This window comes from Polaromonas sp. P1_E3, from assembly GCF_056405935.1.
In genome coordinates this window covers 23,973-45,465 of sequence record NZ_JBFUBD010000013.1, presented here as the reverse complement: position 1 = coordinate 45,465, position 21,493 = coordinate 23,973, and the positions used below count along the sequence as shown (strand labels likewise).

Here is a 21,493-nt window from a genome sequence, read left to right as displayed (position 1 = left end):
GCTTTGGCAAACCTTTAAGGCGCCACAAATGCCGTTCAACTACAGAAAATGGCTCGTCCTGGTCGCGTTCAAGTTCGCCGTCACGCCRGTCCTGGCCATGGACTTCAATCTCATTGGGGAAACGCTGATCATGTCCGGACCGGTTGTTGGCGGTGACGTTGCCCAGCTCAAGGACCAGCTTGCCACGAATCAAGTGAAACTCGTTTTGCTGCACAACAGCCCCGGGGGCGATCTCTGGAATGGGCAAGAACTTGCAAGGCGCATTCGGGAAGCCGGTCTCGACACTGCCGTCTCAGGCAAATGTGAGTCGGCATGCGGACTTGTTTTTCTGGGGGGAGTGCAACGCTACTACAGCGACGGGGTTGCGCTGGAGAAAACGATGATTGGTCTGCACGGGGCGCATAACAAGGAAACCAAACAAGCGATGCCGCAACTTGGAGCCCGGATGGCTTACCTCATCAGGGAAATGACTGAGAAAAAATTTCCGGATGATCTTCTGGATCGAACTGTTTATCCGAAGAATCCTTCGGACTTTACTTACATTTTTCACCCCACGCGCTTCAAGGCCGCTAGCAAGCCTCTTGGTGTCATGGAGTGCAACAGGCAAGCGGATGCGACTTTCAAATGCACGATGGTCGACGGCCTGGACGCGATATCTGTGGGGGTGACAACAAGCCCGGAAGTTCTTCGCCTCAGCGAGGAAGTGAAGGCCATGGTAGCAAAACCGTGAGGCGTCGCGCGTGAAAGTGCCTCACACGCTTATTTATCTACCGCCGCTGATCAGCACGCTATATGCCTCACGCGTCTCCGGCGACACCGAATCCACCAGCTGCGCGTGCGGCGTTTTGTGCCGTACCAGCACGCGGGCTGAGGCGATGGCTTTTGATTTGCAGAACCAATGGCAGGTGTGCTGCATCAGGAACAGTTCGGCTGACATCGTGAAGGCCTTGGCCTTGGGGCTGAGCCCGGCGGCATTCTGGGCCGTGCGGATGATGCCGGCCGCGTGAATTGCCAGCGCCTTGCGCATGTCAAAGCTCATGGCTGGAAGGATCTGGGTGGCAAAGGGCAGGCCAATCGGCAGACGGCTGACGCGCGCTTCGGGTTCAGGCACCTTGGCAAACTCCGCTGCAAATTTGCCGAACTGCACGGCCAGTTGTGTTTCGGTGTTGGCCAGTTGTTGCCAGACCTGCTCGCGCCGCTCCGGTTCTTTTTCGCCGAGTGCCCGCAGGTAGCCGTCGGCAAGTGTTTCCATGAGTTTTTCGATCTGGTAGTGGCCCAGATGGCTGCCCAGCAGTGCGATGCGTTTGCGCTCCTCCCTGGCTTTCAGGAAGTAGGTGCCGATGGCGACAAAAGTCACCAGAAGAAAAAAGTCCATGTATGTTCCGGTTGCGTCAGGAAGGAAACGGGGCGGGTAGGGGCCCGGCACCATTGCTTGAGTGTAGTCAGGCAATCCTTCCCCGCGCTTACCGCTGCGGAACACCCTTACATTGATTTCCCCGATTGCTGAACGGTGACGCCGGGGCAACGATTTTGAGCGTCTGCTTACAAAGATGCCTGCCAGTGCCTTGCCTCCAAGCCGGAAAAGAACGGCGGGCTGAAGTGGTGAAGGCGAGGGGTGGAGGCGGTGAATCATGCGGAGGGTCGTGTGCTCTTGCCGGCGCTTTTGGGCGGCCTGGCGGCGCGCAGCTTGCCGCCCTGGCTTCCCGCTGCGGCTTGCCTCAAGCCGGCCAGTGCGGGTTCCAGTACTTTCATGTCGGCATTGGCCGCATAGACAGCGTAGGCGGGGTACAAAAATTCCGGCTTGCCGGGTACCCGATAGAGACGGCCTTCCTTGATGTGGTTGCGCACCACGTTTTGCCGAAAGTAGCCGGCACCGCCCACGGCGAGCAGGTATTCCAGCCCCAGCGGCCCCAGGCTGGATGAAACTCCGACGCTGGAAAGTTCCGGGAACGCCAGGCTGTGCTGCGCGGAGAATTCGCGTCCCCAGTCCACATACACGTACTCGGTCGGTTGGGGCGTTTCAAGGCTTGGCGAAGTGGTGACCAGCACCAGCTTCTCTTCAATCAGCAGTTCGATCCTGAGGCCGGGGCGTTGCCGGGGCGCATAGGCAATGACGATGTCCAGCGTGCCGTGGGCCACGCGCTCCAGCAGGTCATCAGCGACACCCACTTCAGTCCTCAGTGCCAGGTCGGGCGCGTTTTTACGCATCCAGAACAACCAGTCGAGCATCAGAGGCTGCCAGAGGCTGATTTCACAGCCAACCGTCACCAGCGCGCGGCGCCCGGGCGGTACCGCCATCTGGTGCCTGGCCCGCTCCCATACCTGTACCAGCGTCATGGCATGCCGCACAAACTGCTCCCCCGCGGGAGTGAGCGATRCACCGGCCTTGTTCCTGACAAACAGCGTGCGCCCGAGCAGGTCCTCCAGTGTTTTCACGCGGGCGCTTACCGCCGTCTGGGTGACGTGCAACCTTTCGGCGGCCTGGACAAAGCTATGGCAGGAGACGATCTCGAGAAAGGTGCGGGCGAGGTTGATATCCATGACTTGTCTCCCATTTTTATGATCTGGAGGCATTGCTCTAAAAGCAATTTTTCTGCACTCAAACGCAATATAAGTCGTTTTACTTTTATACTCGTAAACCCTATATTCTCGTCATGACCGCTGTTTTGGCAATCGTTGCCTCTCATGTCACCTCGAAAGGAACTTCCATGACACGCACTGCTTTTTTTAACCAGCCCGCACCTGCCAATGGTTCGATGGGTGGCCGTTCGGCAGCAGTTTCTTCTTCTGCTGCTTCTTCGTCTTTCCTGCGTAAAGTGCTGAACGTTATGCAATTCCTGTTGCCTGGCACGGCGTCCGGTGTTGAGACGCCCAGTCAGCCCTACCCATGGCTGACGGCAACTATGCGCCGCAACATGAGCCCGCGTGCCCAGCGCCTGATCCGCGCCGACTATTGATGTTCCCGGGGGGGGGGCGTCGCGCCGCAGCTGCGGCCGACGTCAGGCTCGCGCTACATCTTCAGGCGCTGCGCATACCCCGTCATCTCCAGGTACCCCATGCCCACGCGCTTGCCGTTACTGTCGATCAGCTCGCTCAAGCCTTCCCAGTAAATTGCGCCGGTCGACTGGCGGCTGTCCAGCTCCTGGTTGTCAATGATGGCGCGTACGGTATAAAAATCGGCCGGTGTTCGCACGATCCACTCCACCGGATAGGTCGCTTGCGTGAGAGGGCTTTTCCAGTAGCGTACGGGTTTAAAAATCACCTCGCCGCGGCTGAAGGTGTAAAGCCCTCCCTTCATTGAGCGGAACGAGCCGCCATCCCACAACGTGCTGCCGTCTTTGCCTCGCAGCCTGAAAGCGGTGAGGGCGCTGCCGTCCAGCAGGTTCATGCCAATCCAGTCCCAGCCCATGGCGTCGGGGTGCAATATCTCTTCGCTCCACTCGTGGTCCAGCCAGGCTGTCCCGGTAACGGCAAAGCTTTTGCCTTTGACTTGCAGGCTGCCGCGCGTGGCGAGCTGCGGCTGGCTGTAGTAGTAGCTCGCCTGCTTGTCGTCAGGCCCTTTGCGCGACAGGCCCTTGTTGCCCTGCAGCAGCACACCTTGCGATTCTTCAAACTGCAGCTTGAGTGCAAAGTCACTGGCCGGCAGTTCTGCGGTGTACCTGGTGCCTTCAGCTTTCAGGGACCAGTCGCGCAGCTTGACGGCCATGTCCTGCTCGCTGGCCATCGCAATACCAAAACCTTCCCGCGCAATGCGCTGGTCGTGCCAGAGCTTGTTGCCCTGCACATCGGTGATGGCGGCATGCGCAAACACCAGCTGTTTAGCTGCGAAATTTGACGACATGCCCTGCGTATCGTCCACGCGTGAGCGGAAAAAGGTCAGCTGGAACCCGAACAGGCGCTGGCCCTCTGCGCTGGCCGTGGCCTGGCCCGTGATGTACCACCATTCGGTGCGGAAGCCGGGGTGCGCCCCGCGGTCACGCGGAAACACCAGTGTTTTGGCGGGCAGGGCGTGCGCTTTTCCCAGATTTGCCAAGCCTGCCAGGCCGGCCACGCCTCCCAGCAACAGCTGGCGTCTTGGCACACCGGGCAAAGAGAGCGGGCGCATGCGGGGCTCCAGACTTTTCAGGCCTGCGCGGGCCGCATCAGCCGGTTGATCTGCTCGTTCGCCACCGTGCAGTCGCCCATTTTTTCGGTGACCCAGCTGGCGCTGTAATACGTGGGCAGGTAGCGCTCGCCGGAGTCGCACAGCAGCGACAGGATAGAGCCCTCCTCGCCGCGCGCCAGCATCTCGTGCGCCAGCGTAAGCATGCCCACCAGGTTGGTGCCGGTTGAAGGCCCGACCCTGCGGCCCAGCAGCTGCGACAAGGCCTGCATGGCGGCCAGCGAGTCCACGTCGGCCACTTCCACCATGCGGTCTATCACCGTGCGGATAAAGCTGGCCTCTACGCGCGGCCGGCCGATGCCTTCAATGCGCGAGCCCGCGCCCGCGAGGCCGGCGTCGCCGGTGCGATGGTAAGCGCTGAAAACCGAACCTGCCGGATCAGCCACGCACAGCTGGCTGCCGTGACGCTGGTAGCGCACATAACGGCCGATGGTGGCGCTGGTGCCGCCAGTGCCGGCCCCCACCACAATCCAGCGCGGCACCGGGTGCCGCTCGCGGGCCATCTGGCTGAACATGCTTTCGGCGATGTTGTTGTTGCCGCGCCAGTCGGTGGCACGCTCGGCATAGGTGAACTGGTCCATGTAGTGGCCGCCGGTTTCAAGCGCCACCTTGCGTGCCTCGTCGTACACCTGCACGGCGCTTTCCACCCAGTGGCAGCGCCCGCCATAAAACTCAATCTGCGCCACTTTCTCGGGCGAGGTGCTGCGCGGCATCACGGCGACAAAGGGCAGGCCCAGCAGCCGCGCGAAGTAGGCTTCGCTGACCGCGGTGGAGCCACTGGACGCTTCAACGACAGTGGAGTTCTCGTGGATCAGCCCGTTGCACAGTGCATACAAAAACAGCGAACGTGCCAACCGGTGCTTGAGGCTGCCGGTGGGGTGGGTGGATTCATCCTTGAGGTAAAAATCAATGCCGCGCGCAGCGAACTCCGGCAGCGGCAGCGGAATCAGGTGCGTGTCGGCGCTGCGCAGGTAGTCGGCCTCAATTCGGGCGATGGCGGCGCTGAGCCAGGAACTGCTGGAGGTCTGGAGGGAAGTCATCGCCTGATTCTCGCAGCAAGACCTGTGGACGTAAAACGTCTACCGACGTGCCGGCTGGCGCAGGGGCTTCAGCGCCATTCCCGGTGGCGGGTCCCAAGGTTATTCATCAGGCCGGGGATTTCACTGCGGCCAATGCCGAGGTCATTGAGCTGGTGGTCGTTCATCAGGCGCAGCTCATTCAGGTTCCGTCGCCTCTGCGTGTTTTTGCGCAGGGTGTCCAGAAGCTTTTGGCCCAGCTCTCTGGCTGGGCAGCTGGGCAGGGCTCCCGGAAAAATTCTCATCGTCTTCGTCAGCATTTGGCGCACTCCTGGTAGGAAGTGCCCAATGGTGCTGAAAATCATGATATTGTGGAAGTTGAATTTTCTGATCGGAATTATCAGAATTACTGATACTCAAGCAATAAACAACTTGCCATGCGCGAACTGAACCTGGATCAACTGAGAACGCTGGTCGCCATCACCGACCTGGGCACGTTCTCTGCCGCGGCGCAGGGACTGCATCTGGCGCAGCCCACCGTGAGCCTGCATGTGAGCGAGCTTGAGAGCCGGCTCGGTACGCCGCTGGTGGTGCGCGGCGGCCGGCGCGTTGAGCCCACACCGGCGGGCGCCGTGCTGGTCGAGCGCGCCCGCCGCCTGCTGCGCGACGCTGACGACGCCATCGATGCGGTGAAGCGCCATGTCGAAGGCCGCACCGGCCGCGTGCGCCTGGGCACCACCACGGGCGTGCTGGTGTACTTTTTGCCGCAGGTTCTCAAGGCCATGGAAGAAGCCCACCCCGACATCGATGTCGAGGTCAGCATCCTGGGTTCCGCCGATACGATGGAGCGGCTGCTGCAGGGCACGCTCGACGTCGGCGTGGTCGCTACACCCCCGCCCGCGCAACGCGGCATGGTGATTACCCACTGGCGCAGCGACCCGATGATGGCGTTTGTGCCCAAGCGCTGGAAGGCGCCCAGACACGCCACGCCGGCATGGCTGGCCACGCGCCCGCTGATCTTCAACGAGACACCGACCCACATGTACCGCATGACCATGGCCTGGTTTGCCGATGCAGGCTTCACGCCGCGCGCACGCATTGAGCTCAACTACTCCGAGGCCATCAAAAGCCTGGTGGCCGCGGGTTATGGCGCCGCGGTATTGCCCAGGGAACAATCACTGGAGGAATCCAACGTGCGGCACGACGTGCAGCTGGTGCCGCTAAAGCCCGCGCTGACACGCCATACGGCCATGGTTCACCGGCCCCTTGACGCGCTCGACGGCGCCACCCGCAACCTGCTCAAGACACTGGCGAAGTTTCGCCAGGCCTGAAGCCGGGACGGACCTCTTTGTTCATGTCTGCAAGTGTGCTGGATGGTTGCGGCAGGCCAGGTCGCGCAGCTGTGTGCGCTGTACCTCCGGGATGGACGTCAGGCCAAGCAGACCCAGGTCCCGCTGGACTTCGTCGGCAAGGATGCGGATCGCATGCCGCACACCTTCTTCGCCGGCCACGGCGGCAGCATAGTTGAACGGGCGCCCCACGAAGACGAACTTGGCACCGAGGGCGAGCGCCTTCAGGACGTCCGTCCCACGCCGGATGCCGCTGTCCATCATGACCGGGAAATCGGCGCCCACCGCCCGGACGATCTCGGGCAGCACGCGCAGCGGCGACACCGTGCCATCGAGCTGCCGGCCGCCGTGGTTCGACACGATGAGGCCGTCCGCGCCCATGTCCCGCACTTTGCGGGCATCCTCGTGGTTCATGATGCCCTTGACCACCAGGGTGTGCTTCCATTGGCGGCGGATGAGGGCCAGATGCTCCCAGTCCAGGTGGTCCTTGGCGCCGAAGTCGCGCGCCACCCGTGACGACAGGATCGGCGCGCCACGGCTCGCGTACGAGTTCTCGAAGTGCGGCATTCCGTGCACCGCCAACGTCCGCAGCAAGGTATTGATTGCCCAGCGCGGGTGGGTGAGCCCCTCCCAGGCCAGGCGCATGCCCGGTCGCAGCGGGGTTGAAAAGCCTGCGCGGACATTGTTCTCACGGTTGGCAAGCACGGCGGTGTCCACGGTCAGCACGAGCGTCTTGACGCCCGCAAGACCGACGCGGTCGATCAAGGCCTCGATCCTGGCTGTCTCGCCTGGCAGATAGGCCTGGAACCAGGTCTCTGGGGCCGCGGCGATCACCTCTTCGAGCGGGATAAGCGAGGAGCCGCTCATGATCATCGGCACGCCCTCGGCCGCCGCTGCGCGGGCCAGTACCAGGTCGCCGCGGTACGCGCTCAGCGCACTGATGCCCATCGGGGCGATGCCAAAGGGCGACGCGTAGCGCCGCCCGAGAAGGTCGACCGCCTGGCTGCGACCCGACACGTTGCGCAGCACCTGCGTGACAAAGCCGAACTCGGAGAATGCGGCGCGATTGTCGTGCAGCGAGGCCGAGTCTTCCGCTCCACCGGAGATGTAGGCAAAGAGCGGCCGCGGCAAGTGACGGCGAGCGCCCCGCTCGAAATCCTGCAGCGACAGGTAATTCCGCAAGCCGGCTGGCACGGCGGGGCGGGCACTTGGGGACGGGCGCGTGCCCACCGGGTTTGCCACGGAGGAAGTGAGTTGCAGCATGCGTCGCTCAGTTGATGTGGATGTTTGCTTCGCGGATGACCTTGTCCCACATCGCAGTCTCCTTGCGGATCATGTCAGTGAGCTCGGCGGTGTCCGCCAGTTCGATGTCGACGCCCTGCTCCTCGAAGCGCCTGGCCATCCCTGGGTCCACGGACGCCTGCTTCATTGCCGCGTAGAGCCGTGTGACGACCGGCGCGGGCGTACTGACGGGCGCGAAGATCGCATTCCAGCTCTTGTAGCCGAAGCCCCGCACAGTGTTGGCGATCAGAGGAATCCCCTTGAGAGGCGCTGCGGCGCTTGGGGCCGTCAAGCCGATGACGTGGATGGCGCCGCTCTGGGCCATGCCCGTGAACGATGGCATGGTGCCGAACATGGCCTGAATCTGGCCCGCAGCAAGATCGGTTGTGGCTGGCGAAGCCCCGCGGTATGGCACATGCTTGATGTCGATCTGCGCGGCGCGCGCAAAGAGCTCCGTGCCCAGGTGCGCCAGGCCCCCCACACCTGCGGACCCGAAGTTCAGCTGGCCCGGATGGGCCTTGGCGTAAGCGACCAGCTCCGCGACGGTCCTGAACGGCATCTTCCCCGTCACCACAAGCACGTGCGGCGCCGTGGCGATCATGCCAACCGGCGTCACCTGCGTGAGGATATCTACCCGGGGCTTCAGCAGCAGGGGCTGGGCCGTGATGTTGCCGGAGGCGGCGAACAGCAGCGTGGTGCCATCGGCCCTGGCGCCGGTCACCTTGTTCATGGCCGGCACGCCGGCGCCGCCGCCCGCGTTCTCGATGACAAAAATCTGCGCCAGGACCGCACCCATGGCCTTGGCCAGATCGCGGCCGAGGACGTCCGTGGCGCCTCCGGCGGCGAATGGAATCACGATTCGGGTTGGTGCTGGGGATGCGCCCTGGGCTCGGGCGCCGAACGCGGAGATCGCCGCCGCCGAAGCAAGAAAGGTACGGCGGGTGGTCTGCATATGTGTCATGGAACGTGTCTCCTGTAATTAGGCCCGCATGATCGGAAGAATGGCCCTGCCCGGCAATGCGTTACGCCTGACGTAACGATGCGGTGGCCTGGAATATGATCGCGCCATGCCGCAGGAGTCCAGGACAGCGCCGCCGTTTGCCACACCCAAGCGACTGCTCACGGATGAGCCGCCGGGGGATTTGCCACGCCCGGCCGACGAGAACGTCACGGCCGTCATGCGTGCCTTGTCCATCCTCACGGCCTTCGAAGGCGGCGAGCTCTACCTGTCGCTCGCGGAGCTGGCCCGCCGAACCGGCATGCACAAACCAACGGTGTTGAGGCTTGCGCGCACGCTCGCCGCAGCCCGATTCCTTGTCAGGCGCGAAGACGGGGCGTGGCGGCTTGGCCCCGCGGTCGGCTGGATGGGCTCCCGCTATCAGGCGCAGTTCGACCTCGACTCCGCCATAGAGCCGATCCTGCGCCAGCTCAGTGCCGCCACGGGAGAAAGCGCGTCGCTCTTCGTTTTCGAAGGCAACCTGCGCAGCTGCCTGATGCGTTGTGAGGGGGCGGCCGGTGTGCAGAGCCAGATTCGCTCCGGCGAAGTTTTTCCCCTGGACCGCGGATCCGCCGGCCGGGTGATCCTGGCTGCCCTGGGCGAGCCGGGTGATCTCAATGAGCGCATCCGCCGACGCGGTTTTCACATCACCCGCGGCGAGCGGAACTCGAAGATCGCCAGCGTCTCCGCCGCCGTGCGAGGACGGCACGGTGCCGTGCTGGGCTCTGTCAGCACGGCGGGGCCAATAGAACGACTGACGGCTGCGGTACTCGCGCGTTACGCGCCCGCCACGGTGATTGCTGCAAAGCAGCTCGGAGAGGCACTCGGCGCGATGCCGTCCACGGCACTGCGGGCAACCTGGCACCCGTGATCAGATTTGCCCGATTTTCGAGAGTCGGCAAAAAAGTCAGTTCAGAGATGTCGATTTGGGCCCATCCCGAACGTCGTCTGGTTGATGAACTACAAATTGTGTAGCCGACATCAACAAGCCACTCACTGAAGAGTTCAACGAAACATCCAGCAAAGGAGAAAAAACACCATGGCCCTTCCGACGACCCCTACCATTACCGCCTTTGAACGCTCGCCCGATCGCGGCAGGGGACTGGCGCGTGACATGCGTATTCGCTGGGCACTTGAAGAAGTGGGCCAGCCTTACGACGTCCGCCTGGTTTCGTTCGCGGCAATGAAGGAACCAGCGCATCGGGCGCTTCATCCTTTCGGGCAGATTCCAACCTATGAAGAAGGCGATCTCGCGCTGTTCGAGTCAGGGGCGATCGTGTTCCATATTGCAGAGCGCCATCAAGGCCTGCTGCCAGCCGATGGGAATGCACGGGCCCGCGCCGTCGCCTGGATGTTTGCCGCGCTCAACACGGTGGAGCCACCCATCATTGAGCGCGCAATGGCCGTACTCTTCGAGCGTGACAAGCCCTGGTATGCAGACCGCCTGCCCGCCCTCGAGGACAGCGTCCATGCGCGGCTGGGCGACCTTTCCAGCCGGCTGGGCAATGCCGACTGGCTTGACGGTGCATTCAGTGCCGGTGACCTGTTGATGGTGACGGTGCTGCGCAGGGCGGCGGTATCAGGGCTGCTGGAGAAATACCCGACCCTTTCAGCCTATGTTGCCCGCGCTGAAGCGCGGCCAGCATATCAGCGTGCTTTTGATGCGCAGTTGGCGGTTTTCAGTGGCAAGTCTTCGGCTGGGTGACCAGAAGAATCAGGTGACCGTTTTAGTCGTCACCCACCAAATTGGCCTTTTGCGTAGGCCCAGGCCTGGGCGTATTGCAGTCCGGCTTGTTCATCAGTCGGCTTAAACAGAGACGAGTCGAGCATTCGCTGCGTTCGACCGTCGAGGGCATCGACAAGAAACCCCGAAACCTGATGATTGGCTTCGTTCAGTTGCCGGGCCCCTTCGAGATTGTCGTCGTAAAAAAGCACCCTTTGTCCAACCGTCAGCCCATGCATAAGCTTCGCCAGGAATCGAGTTCGATCGATATCGGAGCGGGCCGCAAGCCAATGTGTGTCTTCGCTATTTGCTGAGTTCATATGATGGAGTAGTGCAATGTCAGCTTCTGTCCAAAAGCAGCCAATCGCTTTATAGCATCGGGCTAACCTCACGCCCCACGATACGGCGCGAGAGTTCGGAGCCACGGGCCAGGAAGAAGCGGTGCAACTCTGCGGCATAGCCGCTGCCCACCGCCTGCTGGACTGAGGGGCGCGCAGCGAGAGCGGCGCGCCAGGCCTGCACTTTCGGCAAATGCTCGAAGAACCCCGTCTCGCCCACATCGTCCAGCACATCGAAGTAGCGGAACACGGGGCCGAACACGGTATCCACCATGCTGAAAGATGTACCTGCGAAATAGGGGCCCTGGTCCGGTAGCACCGCCTCAAGCTGGCCAAACCGGCGCCGGATGTCTTCACGTTGCCGTGCCAGCAACGCCGCATCGCCAGCGTTGTAGAACGCACCGATGGCATTGAGCAGGGCAGAGCCGAACTCCATCCATGCGCGGTGCTGTGCGCGCTTGAGGGCGTCCGCCGGATGCAGGCGCGGCAGCAGGGTGTCGTCCAGGTATTCGCAGATCACGGCCGATTCAAAAACCGGATCGTCGTCTACCAGCAGCACAGGCGTCTTGCCCAGCGGTGAGATCGCCTTGAACCAGTCGGGCTTGTTCGCGAGGTCGACGTTGATGCGTTCGAAGGCGACGCCTTTTTCGGCCAGCACGATGGCTGCGCGCTGCACGTAGGGGCACAGTGTGTGGCTGATGAGGGTGAGTTTCATGGTGATGTCTTTCAACACAGATCAGCGCAGCACCAGCAGGCGGCTGCGGCGTGCAGCCCAAGCGCCGTCACCCAGCAACCATTGAGCGAGCGAGGCCACCAGCAGAAAGAGCGGGTATTCCCAGCCGCCCTTGGGGCTGGTAAACACCCAGCCGTTGGGCCAGTGCACCCAGACGACCACCAGCAGCACCGGCGCGAGCAGCAGTGATGCCTGGCGCCCATAAAAGCCCAGCAGCAGTGCCGCACCGCCGGCCAGTTCGACCGCCACGACGACGTAAGCCATGAAGCCAGGCAAGCCGACCGATTCAAAAAACTGCGCCGTGCCGGGCAGGGTGAAGACGAAGATTTTGAGCAGCGCGTGGGTGACCCACATGGTGCCAAGGGCCAGGCGCAGCAGGGTGGCGCCGTGGCTGGCGCTGGAGTTTTCAGGGGTTTCGATGGTCATGATGTAAAGCCCGGCAAAGGGCGAAGCGTTGAAGGAGCCGCCACTTTACGATTGCAAAAATACAATGTAAATTGGCAATTATGAAAACATCTATTGCAAAAACGCAATATGCGCTGACGGCCTCTGACCTGGAAATCTTGCTGGCCATGGTGCGGGGCATGACGCTCGCCGAGGCTGCGCGGCGGCTGGGCGCGGATGCGTCCACAGTGTTCCGCTCGGTGCAGCGTATCGAGAAAAACCTGGGCCAGCGCCTGTTCGAAAGGTCGCGCCTGGGCTACCTGCCGACAGAGCCCATGCTGGGCCTGGTGCCGCATGCGGAGCGCGTGGAGGCCGAGCTAGAAGCCGTGCGTGCCAGCATGCAGCGGCCGCATGAAGGGGTTTCAGGCTTGGTGCGGCTGACCACAACCGACGCGGTATTGCGCGGGCTGGTGTTGCCTTCGCTCAAGCCGCTGCTGGCGCAGCATCCGCTGCTGCAACTGGACATGCGCACCGGCAATGAACTCGTGAGCCTGAGCCGGCGCGATGCCGACCTGGCGCTGCGTGCAACGCGCAAGCCACCCGACCACCTGGTGGGCCGAAAGCTGGGCACCGTGCGCTTTGTGCTGTGCGGATCGAAAGCGCAAGCAAGGGCGGTGTCGGCCAAGAAAATTCCCTTGCTTGACACGTTGGCGAAGCTGGACTGGATTGCGCCTGACGAATCGCTTCCCGAGCATCCCTCCGTGCTGTGGCGGCGCAAGCAGTTGCCCAAGGTGACGCCGAGGCACTATGCGGATGGCATTGTGGCGGTGATGGATGCGATCAAGGCGGGGTTGGGGGTGGGCATTGTGCCGCGCTTCATGCTGGCGGGAGAGCCCGGGCTGGTGCCGCTGGCGGACACCCTGGCCGACTGTGAGTCAGACCTGTGGTTGCTGGCGCACGCGGAGTCGCGCCACCTGCGGAGAATTTCCGTGGTGTATGACCACTTTGCAAACAGCATCAGGTTGGCCTGATGCGGCGGACATCGACGTCAAAACGCTGAAGTCCGGAAGACAACTTCCCCGCTGGGGACGTGCACGACACGCACCTCCTGCCTTGTGGGGTCGGCCACACTTTTCACGGCCACCGCCACAGCCAGCGAATAGTCGGCGAAAAGATGGTTTGAGCTCGACGGCAGCAGGCTGCCTTCGGCCGGGTCGATGTTTTCAATGCGGTAGTCGTGCGGCGGTGCTTTAGCAGATCTCATGATGCAAGCCCTCTCTGGTAAATGCCTCCATGGTAGGAGTTCATCCGGGCGCTGTGATGACAATCACGCGTCAAAAACGTGTCTTTGGGTAAGCAAACGAAAACGCCTTGGGCCGTCGCGGGAAGCATTGAAGAAAACTAAAAACCGGGCAACTGCCCGAGGCAACGTCAGGTGCCGGGGAGTTTCGCGGGCGTTCCTGAAAGTCCCGGCATCTGTCGCCCGGTCTGCAGCCAGCCTCGTATCAAGATGTACAACCCCATAAGCGGCGCGAACGCAGCGTCTGTTCAGCGGCGGGGTTGTAGTTTGGGTTTGGATTGCCCTGATGCGCGAACACTGCGGTACAGCTCTTCGGCAAAGGGGGCAAAGCCCAGGCAAAAGCTCGCCAGCAACAACACTGCCGTCTGGCGCACTGACAGAGGTTCTTCCTTGAGCGCCCAGGTCCAGTCGGGCGTGGCGTTACCGGCACCGAAGATCGCCGCAAACTGGGGCCAGTGGCCGGCCATCAATAACGCATACGCTGCCAGCGGAAATCCTTCCAGGTAGGCATGCACGCTCTGCTCGGCCGCGCTGACATGGCGGCGTCCGGTGGTGTAGTGCAGATCCCAGTGGCTTGTCAGTGCATGGCCCAACAGCAAGAGCAGCAACAGCAGCAGAACGGCTGAATTGATCTGCAGGAAAAGCGCCGCGAGCACACCCATGCCCACTTGCCCAATCATCAGCATGTGCAGGAGCGACTCCTTGGCGCCACTGGTGTGGGCGATGTCGCTGCGCCGGTGACAGGCCCAGTCAGCCAGCCCTGCGGCCAGCCAACCCGGCATCACGATGTACAGCAGGATGAAGCGGATGGGCTCCTGCATGGGCGCGGCGCGGAATGCGGCTGGGGTGGTGGTGGCCCTGGTGACTGTCCGGCGCCCTGTCAGTGCAAGCCGTGCCCGGGGTCGCGCTCGGAAAGCTCGAGGTTTTTCATCTCGACGGCCACCGACTTCAGCATGTCGAGTGCGGTCTCCGGTGTTTGCACAATGCCCAGCCAGCCGAACAGATGGTGGCGCAGGAACAGCAGGATCTTGCCGGTCAACGGATCGCAGGCCACCCAGTGCCGCGGGCTGTAGCTGGGCTCCAGCGCACTCAGCGGCGGGCAGTCAAGCGGATAGGGCGGGTCCATGTCGGCGCGCAGGCCGGCAAGGCTGGTGACGAGCTCTTCGAGGGCTTCAGCCTGCAGCGTCAGGGGTTGGTCAAGTGCCAGCGTCACGCTGCCGTCATCATTGCGGGTGACCTGCAGGCCTTGGGACGGCAAAGGTGGCGTGTGCCGGGCGAACTTGCCCGTCATGTTCGCGTGGGTGCCGGTCTGGGGGCTGGTGTTGGTGGTCATGGCGTCTCCGCTGGCATTGAAAGAGAAAGAAGGAAAAGGAGATGGCGTGGAACGCAAGGGCTGGCAAAACCTGGCTTGCTTGAAGGCCACCGCATGAGTAGCAGTGTGATCCTGGTGCTTGCGCGATGGCGTCGGAAACAGGCCTCCACACCTGTAGGACGGTGCACGGGCTCCGCGCTGCGGTGCTTCTGCACGGCAATGCAGAAGGGTGCCCGTTTACCAGTCTTCCTTCACCGCCAGCACGGCGTCCCTGCCTGCGGCCGCGCGGCCTGCCAGCCACGCGGTGACGGTTCCGGCCACGACCACGGCGGCGCACAGCAGGGCCAGGCGCAGCCAGGGCACCATGAGGTCCATGGTCCAGTGAAAGCTTTGCGGGTTGACCACATACACCAGCACCGTCGACACCGCGAGTCCCAGGGCAAGCCCGGCGAATGCGCCGATCACCGTCCAGGCTGCGCCTTCGCCGGCCACCACGGCCAGGATTTGCCGGCGTGTCAGCCCAAGGTGCGCCAGCAGGCCGAACTCCTTGCGGCGCGCCAGCACCTGGGCGCTGAAGCTGGCGGCCACGCCGAAGAGCCCGATGGCAATCGCCACGCCCTGCAGCCAGTACGTCACGGCAAAGCTGCGGTCAAAAATGCGCAGTGACGTGGCGCGCAGCTGGCTGACGGAGGCCAGCTCCAGCAGCGCGCCGGCGCCGGACTGCTGCCCGGCAAGCCCGCGTACGGCCTGCTGCACCTGGCTGTCGCTGGCGCCCTCCGTCAGCCAAAGCGCGAGGTCGTTGCTGCGCCGGTCACCGGTCAGGCGTTCGAAATCTGCCTGGGGCATGGCGATGGCGCCGAACTGGCGTGCGTAGTCGCGCCAGACGCCTGCCACATAGAACACCGGCGGGGTTGCCGCCATACCTGGCTGCGCGATGTTTGCTATCAAATCAGGAGCTGCTTGCGCGCGTCCTGATTGGGTCAGGGCCGCAAAAGCCTGTGAAAGTGGACGAAAGACCGTACCCGGACGGGCATCGTACAGATCCACCATCGGCTCACTCACGTAGATGCCGATGTGCCCGGGCGGCACAGGCAGCGCCTGGCCGACCAGTGGCAGCGTGGTGGCCGGGTTGTCCAGCGGCCGGGCGATCAGGGTCACGCTGGGCCTGGCGGTGTCCAGCTGCAGCTGTGTGGTGCGCAGGCTGCCCACCCGCGCCACGCCGGGCAGGCGGCCCAGCGCGGCCACAAACTCCGGCGAGAAATACGCCGTGTCGCTGGCGGAGGTTCCCAGCGCCGTGCGCACATACAGGTCGGCCGGCAGCACCACGTCCAGCCAGTGCGTCACCGACTCGCGAAAGCTGGTCACCATCACCGTGAGCGCCACGGCCAGGCTCAGTGACGCCACCACCCCGCTCACCGCCACCGCGGCGCTTTCGCGCACGCGGCGCGCGCGCTCCACGGCCAGCAGTGGCAGCAACCGGTGGGCTACCCGCGGGCTGAGCCGGTTGTAGATCAGCGAAACCAGCCACGGCAAGGCGGTGATGCCACCCACCAGCAGCAGGCCCACGGACACGTACGCTGCCAGCGGAATGCCAAATAACGGCGGAACCAGCGCCAGCAAAGCGCCAGCAGCTATCAAAATAATACTGAGCCAGTGGCCGCGTCCGCTGCCGGACGCAACGCCGAGGCCCTTGAGGGTTTGCGCGGGCGGCAGTTTCTGTGCCGTCCGCGCCGGCCACCAGCCGCCCACGCCGGCGGCGGCAATTCCGAGTGCGCCGTAAATGAGTGCCGCCCAACCGCTCCATTGCAAGGTGGGCGCCACGCCAGAAAAGTAGCCGCCGCCCAGGTCACCGCCCAGCAGCCGCAGCGCCAGCGTAGCCAGGCCGGTGCCGAGTGCAATGCCCAGCACGCTGCCAACCGCACCCAGCAGCAGCGACTCGGCCAGCACCAGCTGCAGGCGTTCCCGGCCGGTGAGGCCGAGCACGCCGAGCAATGCGAACTGCTGCGCACGTTTGGCCACGCTCAGCGAAAGTACCGAAAACACCAGGAAGGCCCCGGTGAACAGGGCCACCAATGCCAGCACCGTCAGGTTGACGCGATAGGCGCGCGACAGGTTGCTGACGCGTTCAGCCGCGTCGCCCGGCGCTGTGGCGGTGATGTTCGATGGCAGTTCCAGCGACTCGATCACACGGCGCGCGTCGGCACCGGCGCTGAGCCTGAGGTCGATGCGGGAGAGTTGGCCGGCTTTGCCGAAGAGATCCTGTGCAGCAGCGATGTCCATCACCGCCAGCGGCCCGCCGCCGGCGTTGACGCTGCCGGCCACAGAGACCCGGCGCAGTTCAAGGCCGCTTTGYAGGCGCAGCTCGGGAGCCTTGAGGGCTTGCTGCGCCGCGGGGTTCAGGAAAACCTGGCCGGGCGCAAACAGTGCGAAGCGTGCAGCATCGGATGACGGCACCGGCATCAGCGACGGTGCGATGGCGGCCACCGCCAGCGCATCGATGCCGATGATGCGCAGCGGCAGGCGGGCGCCTGCGGATGTGTCATCCAGCGCATAGGTGCTGATTTCAAGCACCGGGCTGGCCAGCGCGACTTGCGGGTGGTTGGCCACGCGCGCGTACACCGCCTCGTCAAAGCTGCCCTGCACGGCGCGCAGCTCCAGGTCGGGTTGGCCATTGACTGCGCGGACCGCCTGCGAAAACTCACTGAGGGCGGAGGCGTTGATAAGTTGCACCGAAAACGCCAGGGCCACGCCCAGCATCACGGCCACCACGGCGGCGGCGTTGCGCCAGGGGTGGTGTTGCAATTCCCGCCAGGAGAAGCTTGAGAGCAGGGCGCGCATGCGCTCATTGTGCCTTTCAGCGTTGCGGCGAAACCTGGTCGCAGCAATTGAACGAATCAGCCATCTGTATCGGTACAGAATCGGGTTTTCTGGCTCTGTCGGGAAAGCGCCTTGTCATCTAATCTATCGGTCTTCGGGACGACCCAGATATTTCTGATTTTCCCCACCGGAATGAAAGTTGATTCACCATGCAACTCCCTACCTACGACGACGTCACGGCCGCCGCCGCGCGGCTTGAAGGCCATGCGCACCGCACGCCCGTGCTGCGGTCCAGTACGGCCGATGCCCGCTGGGGCGCGAGCTTCTTTTTCAAATGCGAAAACTTCCAGCGCATGGGTGCCTTCAAGTTTCGCGGCGCCTTCAATGCGTTGTCGAAGTTCGACGCGGCGCAGCGCCGGGGCGGGGCTATCGCGTTTTCGTCAGGCAACCATGCACAGGCGATGGCGCTTTCGGCGCGGCTGCTTGGCATGCCCGTGGTCATCGTGATGCCCAAGGACGCACCCGCGGCCAAGTTGGCCGCCACGCGGGGCTATGGCGCGGAAGTGGTGCTGTACGACCGTTTCACCGAAGATCGCGAGGCGCTGACGAAACGGCTCGCCACTGAACGCGGCATGACCCTGATCCCTCCTTATGACCACCCCGACGTGATTGCCGGCCAGGGTACGGCAGCGAAAGAGCTGATCGAGGAAACCGGTCCGCTGGACCGCCTCTACATATGCCTGGGCGGCGGCGGGCTTACCAGCGGTTCGGCGCTTGCGGCGCGCGCGCTGTCGCCGCAGTGCAAGGTCTATGGTGTGGAGCCCGAAGCCGGCAACGACGGGCAGCAGTCGCTGCGCGCCGGCCGCATCGTGCACATTGAAACACCCAAAACCATTGCCGACGGTGCGCAAACCCAGCACCTGGGCGACTACACCTTTGCCATCATCCGGCGCGATGTGGACGACATCCTTACCGTGAGCGATGCGCAGCTGGTCGAGTCCATGCGCTTTTTTGCCGAGCGCATGAAGATGGTGGTGGAGCCGACAGGCTGCCTGGCCTTTGCCGGCGCCTGCGCCGCGCTGCATGCCAACCCGCCGTCGCCTGGCGAAAAAGTGGGCGTCATCATCAGTGGCGGAAATGTTGATTTGACGCGCTACGCAGAGTTGCTGACCCAGGCCTGAAGTCCTGACTACGAGGAGCGCAGCTTAGGGAAGAATCCCGTCAGCGCTCAGATGCAGCCGGCGGTCTGCGCGTGCTGCGGCGGCTTCGGAGTGGGTGACCAGCACCAGCGAGGCGCCGTGTTCGCGGGTCTGGGCGATCAACGCATCCATCACCTTTGCGGCTGTCGTGGGGTCCAGGTTGCCGGTGGGCTCATCGGCCAGCAGCAGGCTGGGCCGGTGCACCAGGGCACGGGCAATCGCCACGCGCTGCAGCTGGCCGCCGCTGAGCTGCTGGGGCAAACGCCCGCCCATGCCCGACAGCCCCACCGCATCCAGCAACGACTGCACGCGCGCGTCGTCCGGCTCACCGAGCAGCAGCAAGGGCAGGGCCACGTTTTGCGCAACATCCAGGTGCGGCAACACATGAAAGGCCTGGAACACAAAACCCACATGGCGGCGGCGCAGCAGGGCGCGCTCGTCATCGGTCATGGCGCCCAGGTCCTGGCCGTTCAGCAGCACCGTGCCTTCGTCCCAGGTGTCGAGCCCGGCCATGCAGTTGAGCAGCGTTGATTTGCCGACGCCCGACTCGCCGATGATGGCGACGAATTCGCCGGGCGCTACATCCAGCGTAACGTGGCTGAACACGGCAGTGGTGCCGTAGCGTTTGGCGAGGTTCCTGAGTTGAAGGCTCACGTCGTCTGCCCTGCAGAGGAGTCGACCAACGCAAGCACCTGCTGCAAAGCATCGGCCGCATCGCAGGCCACAACCTGGCGCTGCGGCATGGAGCGCAGCCAGGTGATCTGGCGCTTGGCCAGCTGGCGCGTGGCAAAAATGCCTTTGTCGCGCAGCTCGGCCAGCGGGTAGTTGCCATCCAGTGCTTCCCACGCCTGGCGGTAGCCGACGCAGCGCATCGAAGGCAGGTCGGGGTTGAGGTCGCCGCGTGCGCGCAAGGCTTTCACCTCATCCATAAAACCGCTGGCCAGCATGGCGTCGAAGCGCTGGGCAATGCGCTCGTGCAGCCAGCTCCGGTCTTGAGGTTCCAGGGAAATAAGGGCTGTAGGTGTTGATGGCTGTGCGCCAGCAGCTATGTTTTTTGTAGCATTTTGCTGATGAAAGAACGACAGCGGCTGGCCTGACACGCGGAAAACCTCCAGCGCGCGCGAGATGCGCTGCGAGTCGTTCGGCGCGAGCCGCGCGGCCGTGACCGGGTCCACCCGGGCGAGTTCGGCATGAAGCGCCGGCCAGCCCTTGGCGGCTGCTTCATCGGCAATCAGGACGCGGGTAGCTGGATCGGCCTTGGGCATGTCGTCCAGTCCGTCGAACAGCGCCTTGAAGTACAGCATGGTGCCGCCCACCAGCAGGGGCAGTTTGCCGCGTGCGCGGATGTCTTCCATCAGCCGCTTGGCGTCGGCCACAAATTCGGCCGCACTGTAGGCGTGCAGCGGGTCGCGAATGTCGATCAGATGGTGCGGCACGGCGGCCAGCTCAGCGGGCGTGGGCTTGGCGGTGCCGATGTCCATGCCGCGATAAACCAGTGCGGAGTCGACGCTGATGATTTCCACCGCGTGGCGCTGCGCAATCGCCAGCGCGGCGGCGGTTTTTCCGGAGGCGGTTGGCCCGGCCAGCGCGATGCCGCGCATGTCAGGCCCTGGCTGCGGCCTCATGGGCGGGCTCTCCGTATTTCTGGATCACGGTCCAGGCCGTGGCGGCGATCAATGCGCTCCAGAACCAGACGCCGTTGGTCAGCGGCCGCACCGTGCCGTCCATGTGGGTTCCCAGCCAGCCGCCCATGCCGAAAGCCACGACCATCATGAGAAAACCGTTGAGGGCCGAGGCAGCGCCCGCTGCCTGGGGGAAGGGGCCTACCGCGCCGCTCTGCCCGCAGGGCTGGTGCACGCCATGGCCCAGCATGAAGAGGTAGTAGGGCAGCATGATGGCCCAGACGTTCTGGATGCCGGCCCAGGCCAGCACGCCCATCAAAGTTCCGCCGGCCAGTGTGAGGCAGGCGGCCACGGCCACCGAGCGCCGCACGCCAAAGCGCGGCAGCAGCCGCCGGCAGATGAAGGTGCCGGTGAGGTAGCAAAAACACATCGAAAACATGATGAGGCCGTAATGTGTTTTGGTCAGGCCCAGCACCTTGATAAACACGAAAGACGAGGTGGCCAGGAAAGTGAAGAGGCCGCCATAGGACGCCGCGGTCAGCAGCGAAAACGCCAGGAATGTGGGGTTGCGAAGAATATGGACCCAGGTGCGCAGCAGTGTGGCCGGCTGCAGCGCACGCGGGTTTTTCTGTGCAAGGGTTTCTTCAAACCGCAGCGAGATGAGGGCCAGCGTGGCCGCGCCGAACACGGCCAGCGCCATCAGGGCCATACGCCAGCCGAAAAGCTCCGACAGCAAGCCGCCCAGCGGTGCACTGATGCAGGCCAGCACGCCCAGGCCGCTCAAACCCTTGGACATGGCGCGGGCGCCCTCAAGCGGCTGGTACAAGTCGCGCACAATGGCGCGCGCGCACATGACTGCCGCGCCCATGGCGGCGCCCTGCACGATGCGCCAGGCGATCAGCAGCGCCATCGACGAAGCGAGCGTGCTGCCGACAGAGGCAAGGGTGTAGGCGCACAGGCCCCAGAGCAGGATGGGGCGGCGGCCGAAGCGGTCCGACAGCGGGCCCCAGATCAGCTGGGATGTGCCGAAGGCCAGCAGCAGGGCGCTGAGCGTGAGCTGCGCTTGCGACATCGGCGCGCCGAAACCTTCGGTCAGGGCGGGCAGGGCGGGCAGGTAGAGGTCGGTCGTGACAGGCTGGATGCCCAGCAGCATCGACAGCACCAGCACCACCATGCCGGGCGACATGGCGCGCGCCGCGGTCTTCGAAACAGGAACATCCATTCAACTGAGCGTATCAGACAAATGCCTGCTGCATCGCG

The 21,493-nt window shown here is 63.7% G+C and carries 23 protein-coding genes and 1 pseudogene; 7 read left to right on the top strand and 17 right to left on the bottom strand.

Features of this window, described 5'->3' with window-relative positions:
• Window positions 1-730, top strand: a pseudogene (locus AC1D0Z_RS04485) (hypothetical protein); the annotation flags it as partial.
• A gap of 33 nt (window positions 731-763) precedes the next feature.
• Here AC1D0Z_RS04485 and AC1D0Z_RS04480 read toward each other — a convergent pair.
• Together AC1D0Z_RS04480 and AC1D0Z_RS04475 are read right to left on the bottom strand one after the other, a co-directional pair.
• A complete protein-coding gene (locus AC1D0Z_RS04480; protein WP_477657046.1) occupies window positions 764-1,375 on the bottom strand; it encodes a hypothetical protein in 612 nt (203 codons plus the stop codon).
• A 254-nt stretch (window positions 1,376-1,629) separates the two neighbouring features.
• On the bottom strand, window positions 1,630-2,541 hold the full coding sequence (locus AC1D0Z_RS04475; protein WP_477657045.1) for a LysR family transcriptional regulator: 912 nt from the start codon (window positions 2,539-2,541) through the stop codon (window positions 1,630-1,632).
• A 113-nt stretch (window positions 2,542-2,654) separates the two neighbouring features.
• Between AC1D0Z_RS04475 and AC1D0Z_RS04470 the strand changes: the two genes are divergently transcribed.
• Window positions 2,655-2,957: a hypothetical protein gene (locus tag AC1D0Z_RS04470; RefSeq protein WP_477657044.1), complete on the top strand. Its 303-nt coding sequence runs from the start codon at window positions 2,655-2,657 to the stop codon at window positions 2,955-2,957.
• Window positions 2,958-3,010: 53 nt separating this feature from the next.
• On the opposite strand, the gene AC1D0Z_RS04465 is transcribed toward AC1D0Z_RS04470, so the two are convergent.
• From AC1D0Z_RS04465 to AC1D0Z_RS04455, 3 genes are all read right to left on the bottom strand, one after another.
• Entirely contained in the window at window positions 3,011-4,105 is a 1,095-nt protein-coding gene (locus tag AC1D0Z_RS04465) for a lipocalin-like domain-containing protein (RefSeq protein WP_477657043.1), read from the bottom strand.
• A gap of 17 nt (window positions 4,106-4,122) precedes the next feature.
• Window positions 4,123-5,202 (bottom strand): PLP-dependent cysteine synthase family protein, encoded by a 1,080-nt coding sequence (locus tag AC1D0Z_RS04460; RefSeq protein ID WP_477657042.1) that lies wholly within the window; start codon window positions 5,200-5,202, stop codon window positions 4,123-4,125.
• Window positions 5,203-5,270: 68 nt separating this feature from the next.
• Window positions 5,271-5,543 carry a DUF1127 domain-containing protein gene (locus AC1D0Z_RS04455; RefSeq protein WP_477657041.1) on the bottom strand — a complete coding sequence of 91 codons (273 nt, stop codon included), beginning with the start codon at window positions 5,541-5,543 and terminating at the stop codon, window positions 5,271-5,273.
• A gap of 72 nt (window positions 5,544-5,615) precedes the next feature.
• Between AC1D0Z_RS04455 and AC1D0Z_RS04450 the strand changes: the two genes are divergently transcribed.
• Window positions 5,616-6,509: a LysR family transcriptional regulator gene (locus AC1D0Z_RS04450; RefSeq protein ID WP_477657040.1), complete on the top strand. Its 894-nt coding sequence runs from the start codon at window positions 5,616-5,618 to the stop codon at window positions 6,507-6,509.
• Between the two features lie 21 nt (window positions 6,510-6,530).
• Here the strand turns inward: AC1D0Z_RS04450 and AC1D0Z_RS04445 are convergent, their stop codons facing one another.
• Together AC1D0Z_RS04445 and AC1D0Z_RS04440 are read right to left on the bottom strand one after the other, a co-directional pair.
• A complete protein-coding gene (locus tag AC1D0Z_RS04445) occupies window positions 6,531-7,790 on the bottom strand; it encodes an alpha-hydroxy acid oxidase (RefSeq protein ID WP_477657039.1) in 1,260 nt (419 codons plus the stop codon).
• Window positions 7,791-7,797: 7 nt separating this feature from the next.
• The gene (locus tag AC1D0Z_RS04440; protein ID WP_477657038.1) at window positions 7,798-8,769 is read right to left on the bottom strand and encodes a Bug family tripartite tricarboxylate transporter substrate binding protein; all 972 of its coding nucleotides are present in this window, start codon (window positions 8,767-8,769) and stop codon (window positions 7,798-7,800) included.
• A 106-nt stretch (window positions 8,770-8,875) separates the two neighbouring features.
• On the opposite strand from AC1D0Z_RS04440, the gene AC1D0Z_RS04435 reads away from it, so the two are divergent.
• Together AC1D0Z_RS04435 and AC1D0Z_RS04430 are read left to right on the top strand one after the other, a co-directional pair.
• Window positions 8,876-9,676, top strand: coding sequence for an IclR family transcriptional regulator (locus AC1D0Z_RS04435; protein WP_477657037.1), 801 nt, complete (start codon window positions 8,876-8,878; stop codon window positions 9,674-9,676).
• A 168-nt stretch (window positions 9,677-9,844) separates the two neighbouring features.
• Window positions 9,845-10,510, top strand: a complete 666-nt coding sequence (locus AC1D0Z_RS04430) for a glutathione S-transferase family protein (RefSeq protein ID WP_477657036.1) — start codon at window positions 9,845-9,847, stop codon at window positions 10,508-10,510.
• A gap of 29 nt (window positions 10,511-10,539) precedes the next feature.
• On the opposite strand, the gene AC1D0Z_RS04425 is transcribed toward AC1D0Z_RS04430, so the two are convergent.
• The 3 genes from AC1D0Z_RS04425 to AC1D0Z_RS04415 are packed head-to-tail and all read right to left on the bottom strand — an operon-like array spanning window position 10,540 to window position 12,025.
• On the bottom strand, window positions 10,540-10,848 hold the full coding sequence (locus AC1D0Z_RS04425) for a hypothetical protein (protein ID WP_477657035.1): 309 nt from the start codon (window positions 10,846-10,848) through the stop codon (window positions 10,540-10,542).
• Between the two features lie 49 nt (window positions 10,849-10,897).
• Complete coding sequence (locus AC1D0Z_RS04420) at window positions 10,898-11,581, bottom strand: glutathione S-transferase family protein (RefSeq protein WP_477657034.1); 684 nt, start codon at window positions 11,579-11,581, stop codon at window positions 10,898-10,900.
• A 21-nt stretch (window positions 11,582-11,602) separates the two neighbouring features.
• Window positions 11,603-12,025 (bottom strand): DoxX family protein, encoded by a 423-nt coding sequence (locus AC1D0Z_RS04415; protein WP_477657033.1) that lies wholly within the window; start codon window positions 12,023-12,025, stop codon window positions 11,603-11,605.
• Window positions 12,026-12,105: 80 nt separating this feature from the next.
• Here AC1D0Z_RS04415 and AC1D0Z_RS04410 point away from each other — a divergent pair, with 80 nt between their 5' ends.
• Window positions 12,106-13,014 (top strand): LysR family transcriptional regulator, encoded by a 909-nt coding sequence (locus tag AC1D0Z_RS04410; protein ID WP_477657032.1) that lies wholly within the window; start codon window positions 12,106-12,108, stop codon window positions 13,012-13,014.
• A 17-nt stretch (window positions 13,015-13,031) separates the two neighbouring features.
• Here AC1D0Z_RS04410 and AC1D0Z_RS04405 read toward each other — a convergent pair whose 3' ends face one another.
• The 4 genes from AC1D0Z_RS04405 to AC1D0Z_RS04390 form a co-directional block, all read right to left on the bottom strand.
• Window positions 13,032-13,247 (bottom strand): hypothetical protein, encoded by a 216-nt coding sequence (locus AC1D0Z_RS04405; protein ID WP_477657031.1) that lies wholly within the window; start codon window positions 13,245-13,247, stop codon window positions 13,032-13,034.
• 284 nt (window positions 13,248-13,531) lie between these two features.
• Entirely contained in the window at window positions 13,532-14,104 is a 573-nt protein-coding gene (locus tag AC1D0Z_RS04400; RefSeq protein ID WP_477657030.1) for a diguanylate cyclase, read from the bottom strand.
• Between the two features lie 59 nt (window positions 14,105-14,163).
• The gene (locus tag AC1D0Z_RS04395) at window positions 14,164-14,616 is read right to left on the bottom strand and encodes a hypothetical protein (RefSeq protein ID WP_477657029.1); all 453 of its coding nucleotides are present in this window, start codon (window positions 14,614-14,616) and stop codon (window positions 14,164-14,166) included.
• Window positions 14,617-14,832: 216 nt separating this feature from the next.
• On the bottom strand, window positions 14,833-17,433 hold the full coding sequence (locus tag AC1D0Z_RS04390) for an ABC transporter permease (RefSeq protein ID WP_477657028.1): 2,601 nt from the start codon (window positions 17,431-17,433) through the stop codon (window positions 14,833-14,835).
• A gap of 188 nt (window positions 17,434-17,621) precedes the next feature.
• Here AC1D0Z_RS04390 and AC1D0Z_RS04385 point away from each other — a divergent pair, with 188 nt between their 5' ends.
• Window positions 17,622-18,593: a threo-3-hydroxy-L-aspartate ammonia-lyase gene (locus AC1D0Z_RS04385; protein WP_477657027.1), complete on the top strand. Its 972-nt coding sequence runs from the start codon at window positions 17,622-17,624 to the stop codon at window positions 18,591-18,593.
• Window positions 18,594-18,617: 24 nt separating this feature from the next.
• Here AC1D0Z_RS04385 and AC1D0Z_RS04380 read toward each other — a convergent pair whose 3' ends face one another.
• Genes AC1D0Z_RS04380 through AC1D0Z_RS04370 form a run of 3 tightly spaced genes read right to left on the bottom strand, consistent with a single transcriptional unit; the run spans window position 18,618 to window position 21,455 of the window.
• On the bottom strand, window positions 18,618-19,265 hold the full coding sequence (locus AC1D0Z_RS04380; protein WP_477657026.1) for an ABC transporter ATP-binding protein: 648 nt from the start codon (window positions 19,263-19,265) through the stop codon (window positions 18,618-18,620).
• Window positions 19,262-20,236, bottom strand: a complete 975-nt coding sequence (miaA, locus tag AC1D0Z_RS04375; protein ID WP_477657025.1) for a tRNA (adenosine(37)-N6)-dimethylallyltransferase MiaA — start codon at window positions 20,234-20,236, stop codon at window positions 19,262-19,264. Before miaA ends, AC1D0Z_RS04380 begins: the two co-directional genes overlap by 4 nt.
• Complete coding sequence (locus AC1D0Z_RS04370) at window positions 20,214-21,455, bottom strand: multidrug effflux MFS transporter (protein WP_477657024.1); 1,242 nt, start codon at window positions 21,453-21,455, stop codon at window positions 20,214-20,216. The genes miaA and AC1D0Z_RS04370 overlap by 23 nt, the downstream gene beginning before the upstream one ends.
• Between the last annotated feature and the right edge of the window lie 38 nt (window positions 21,456-21,493).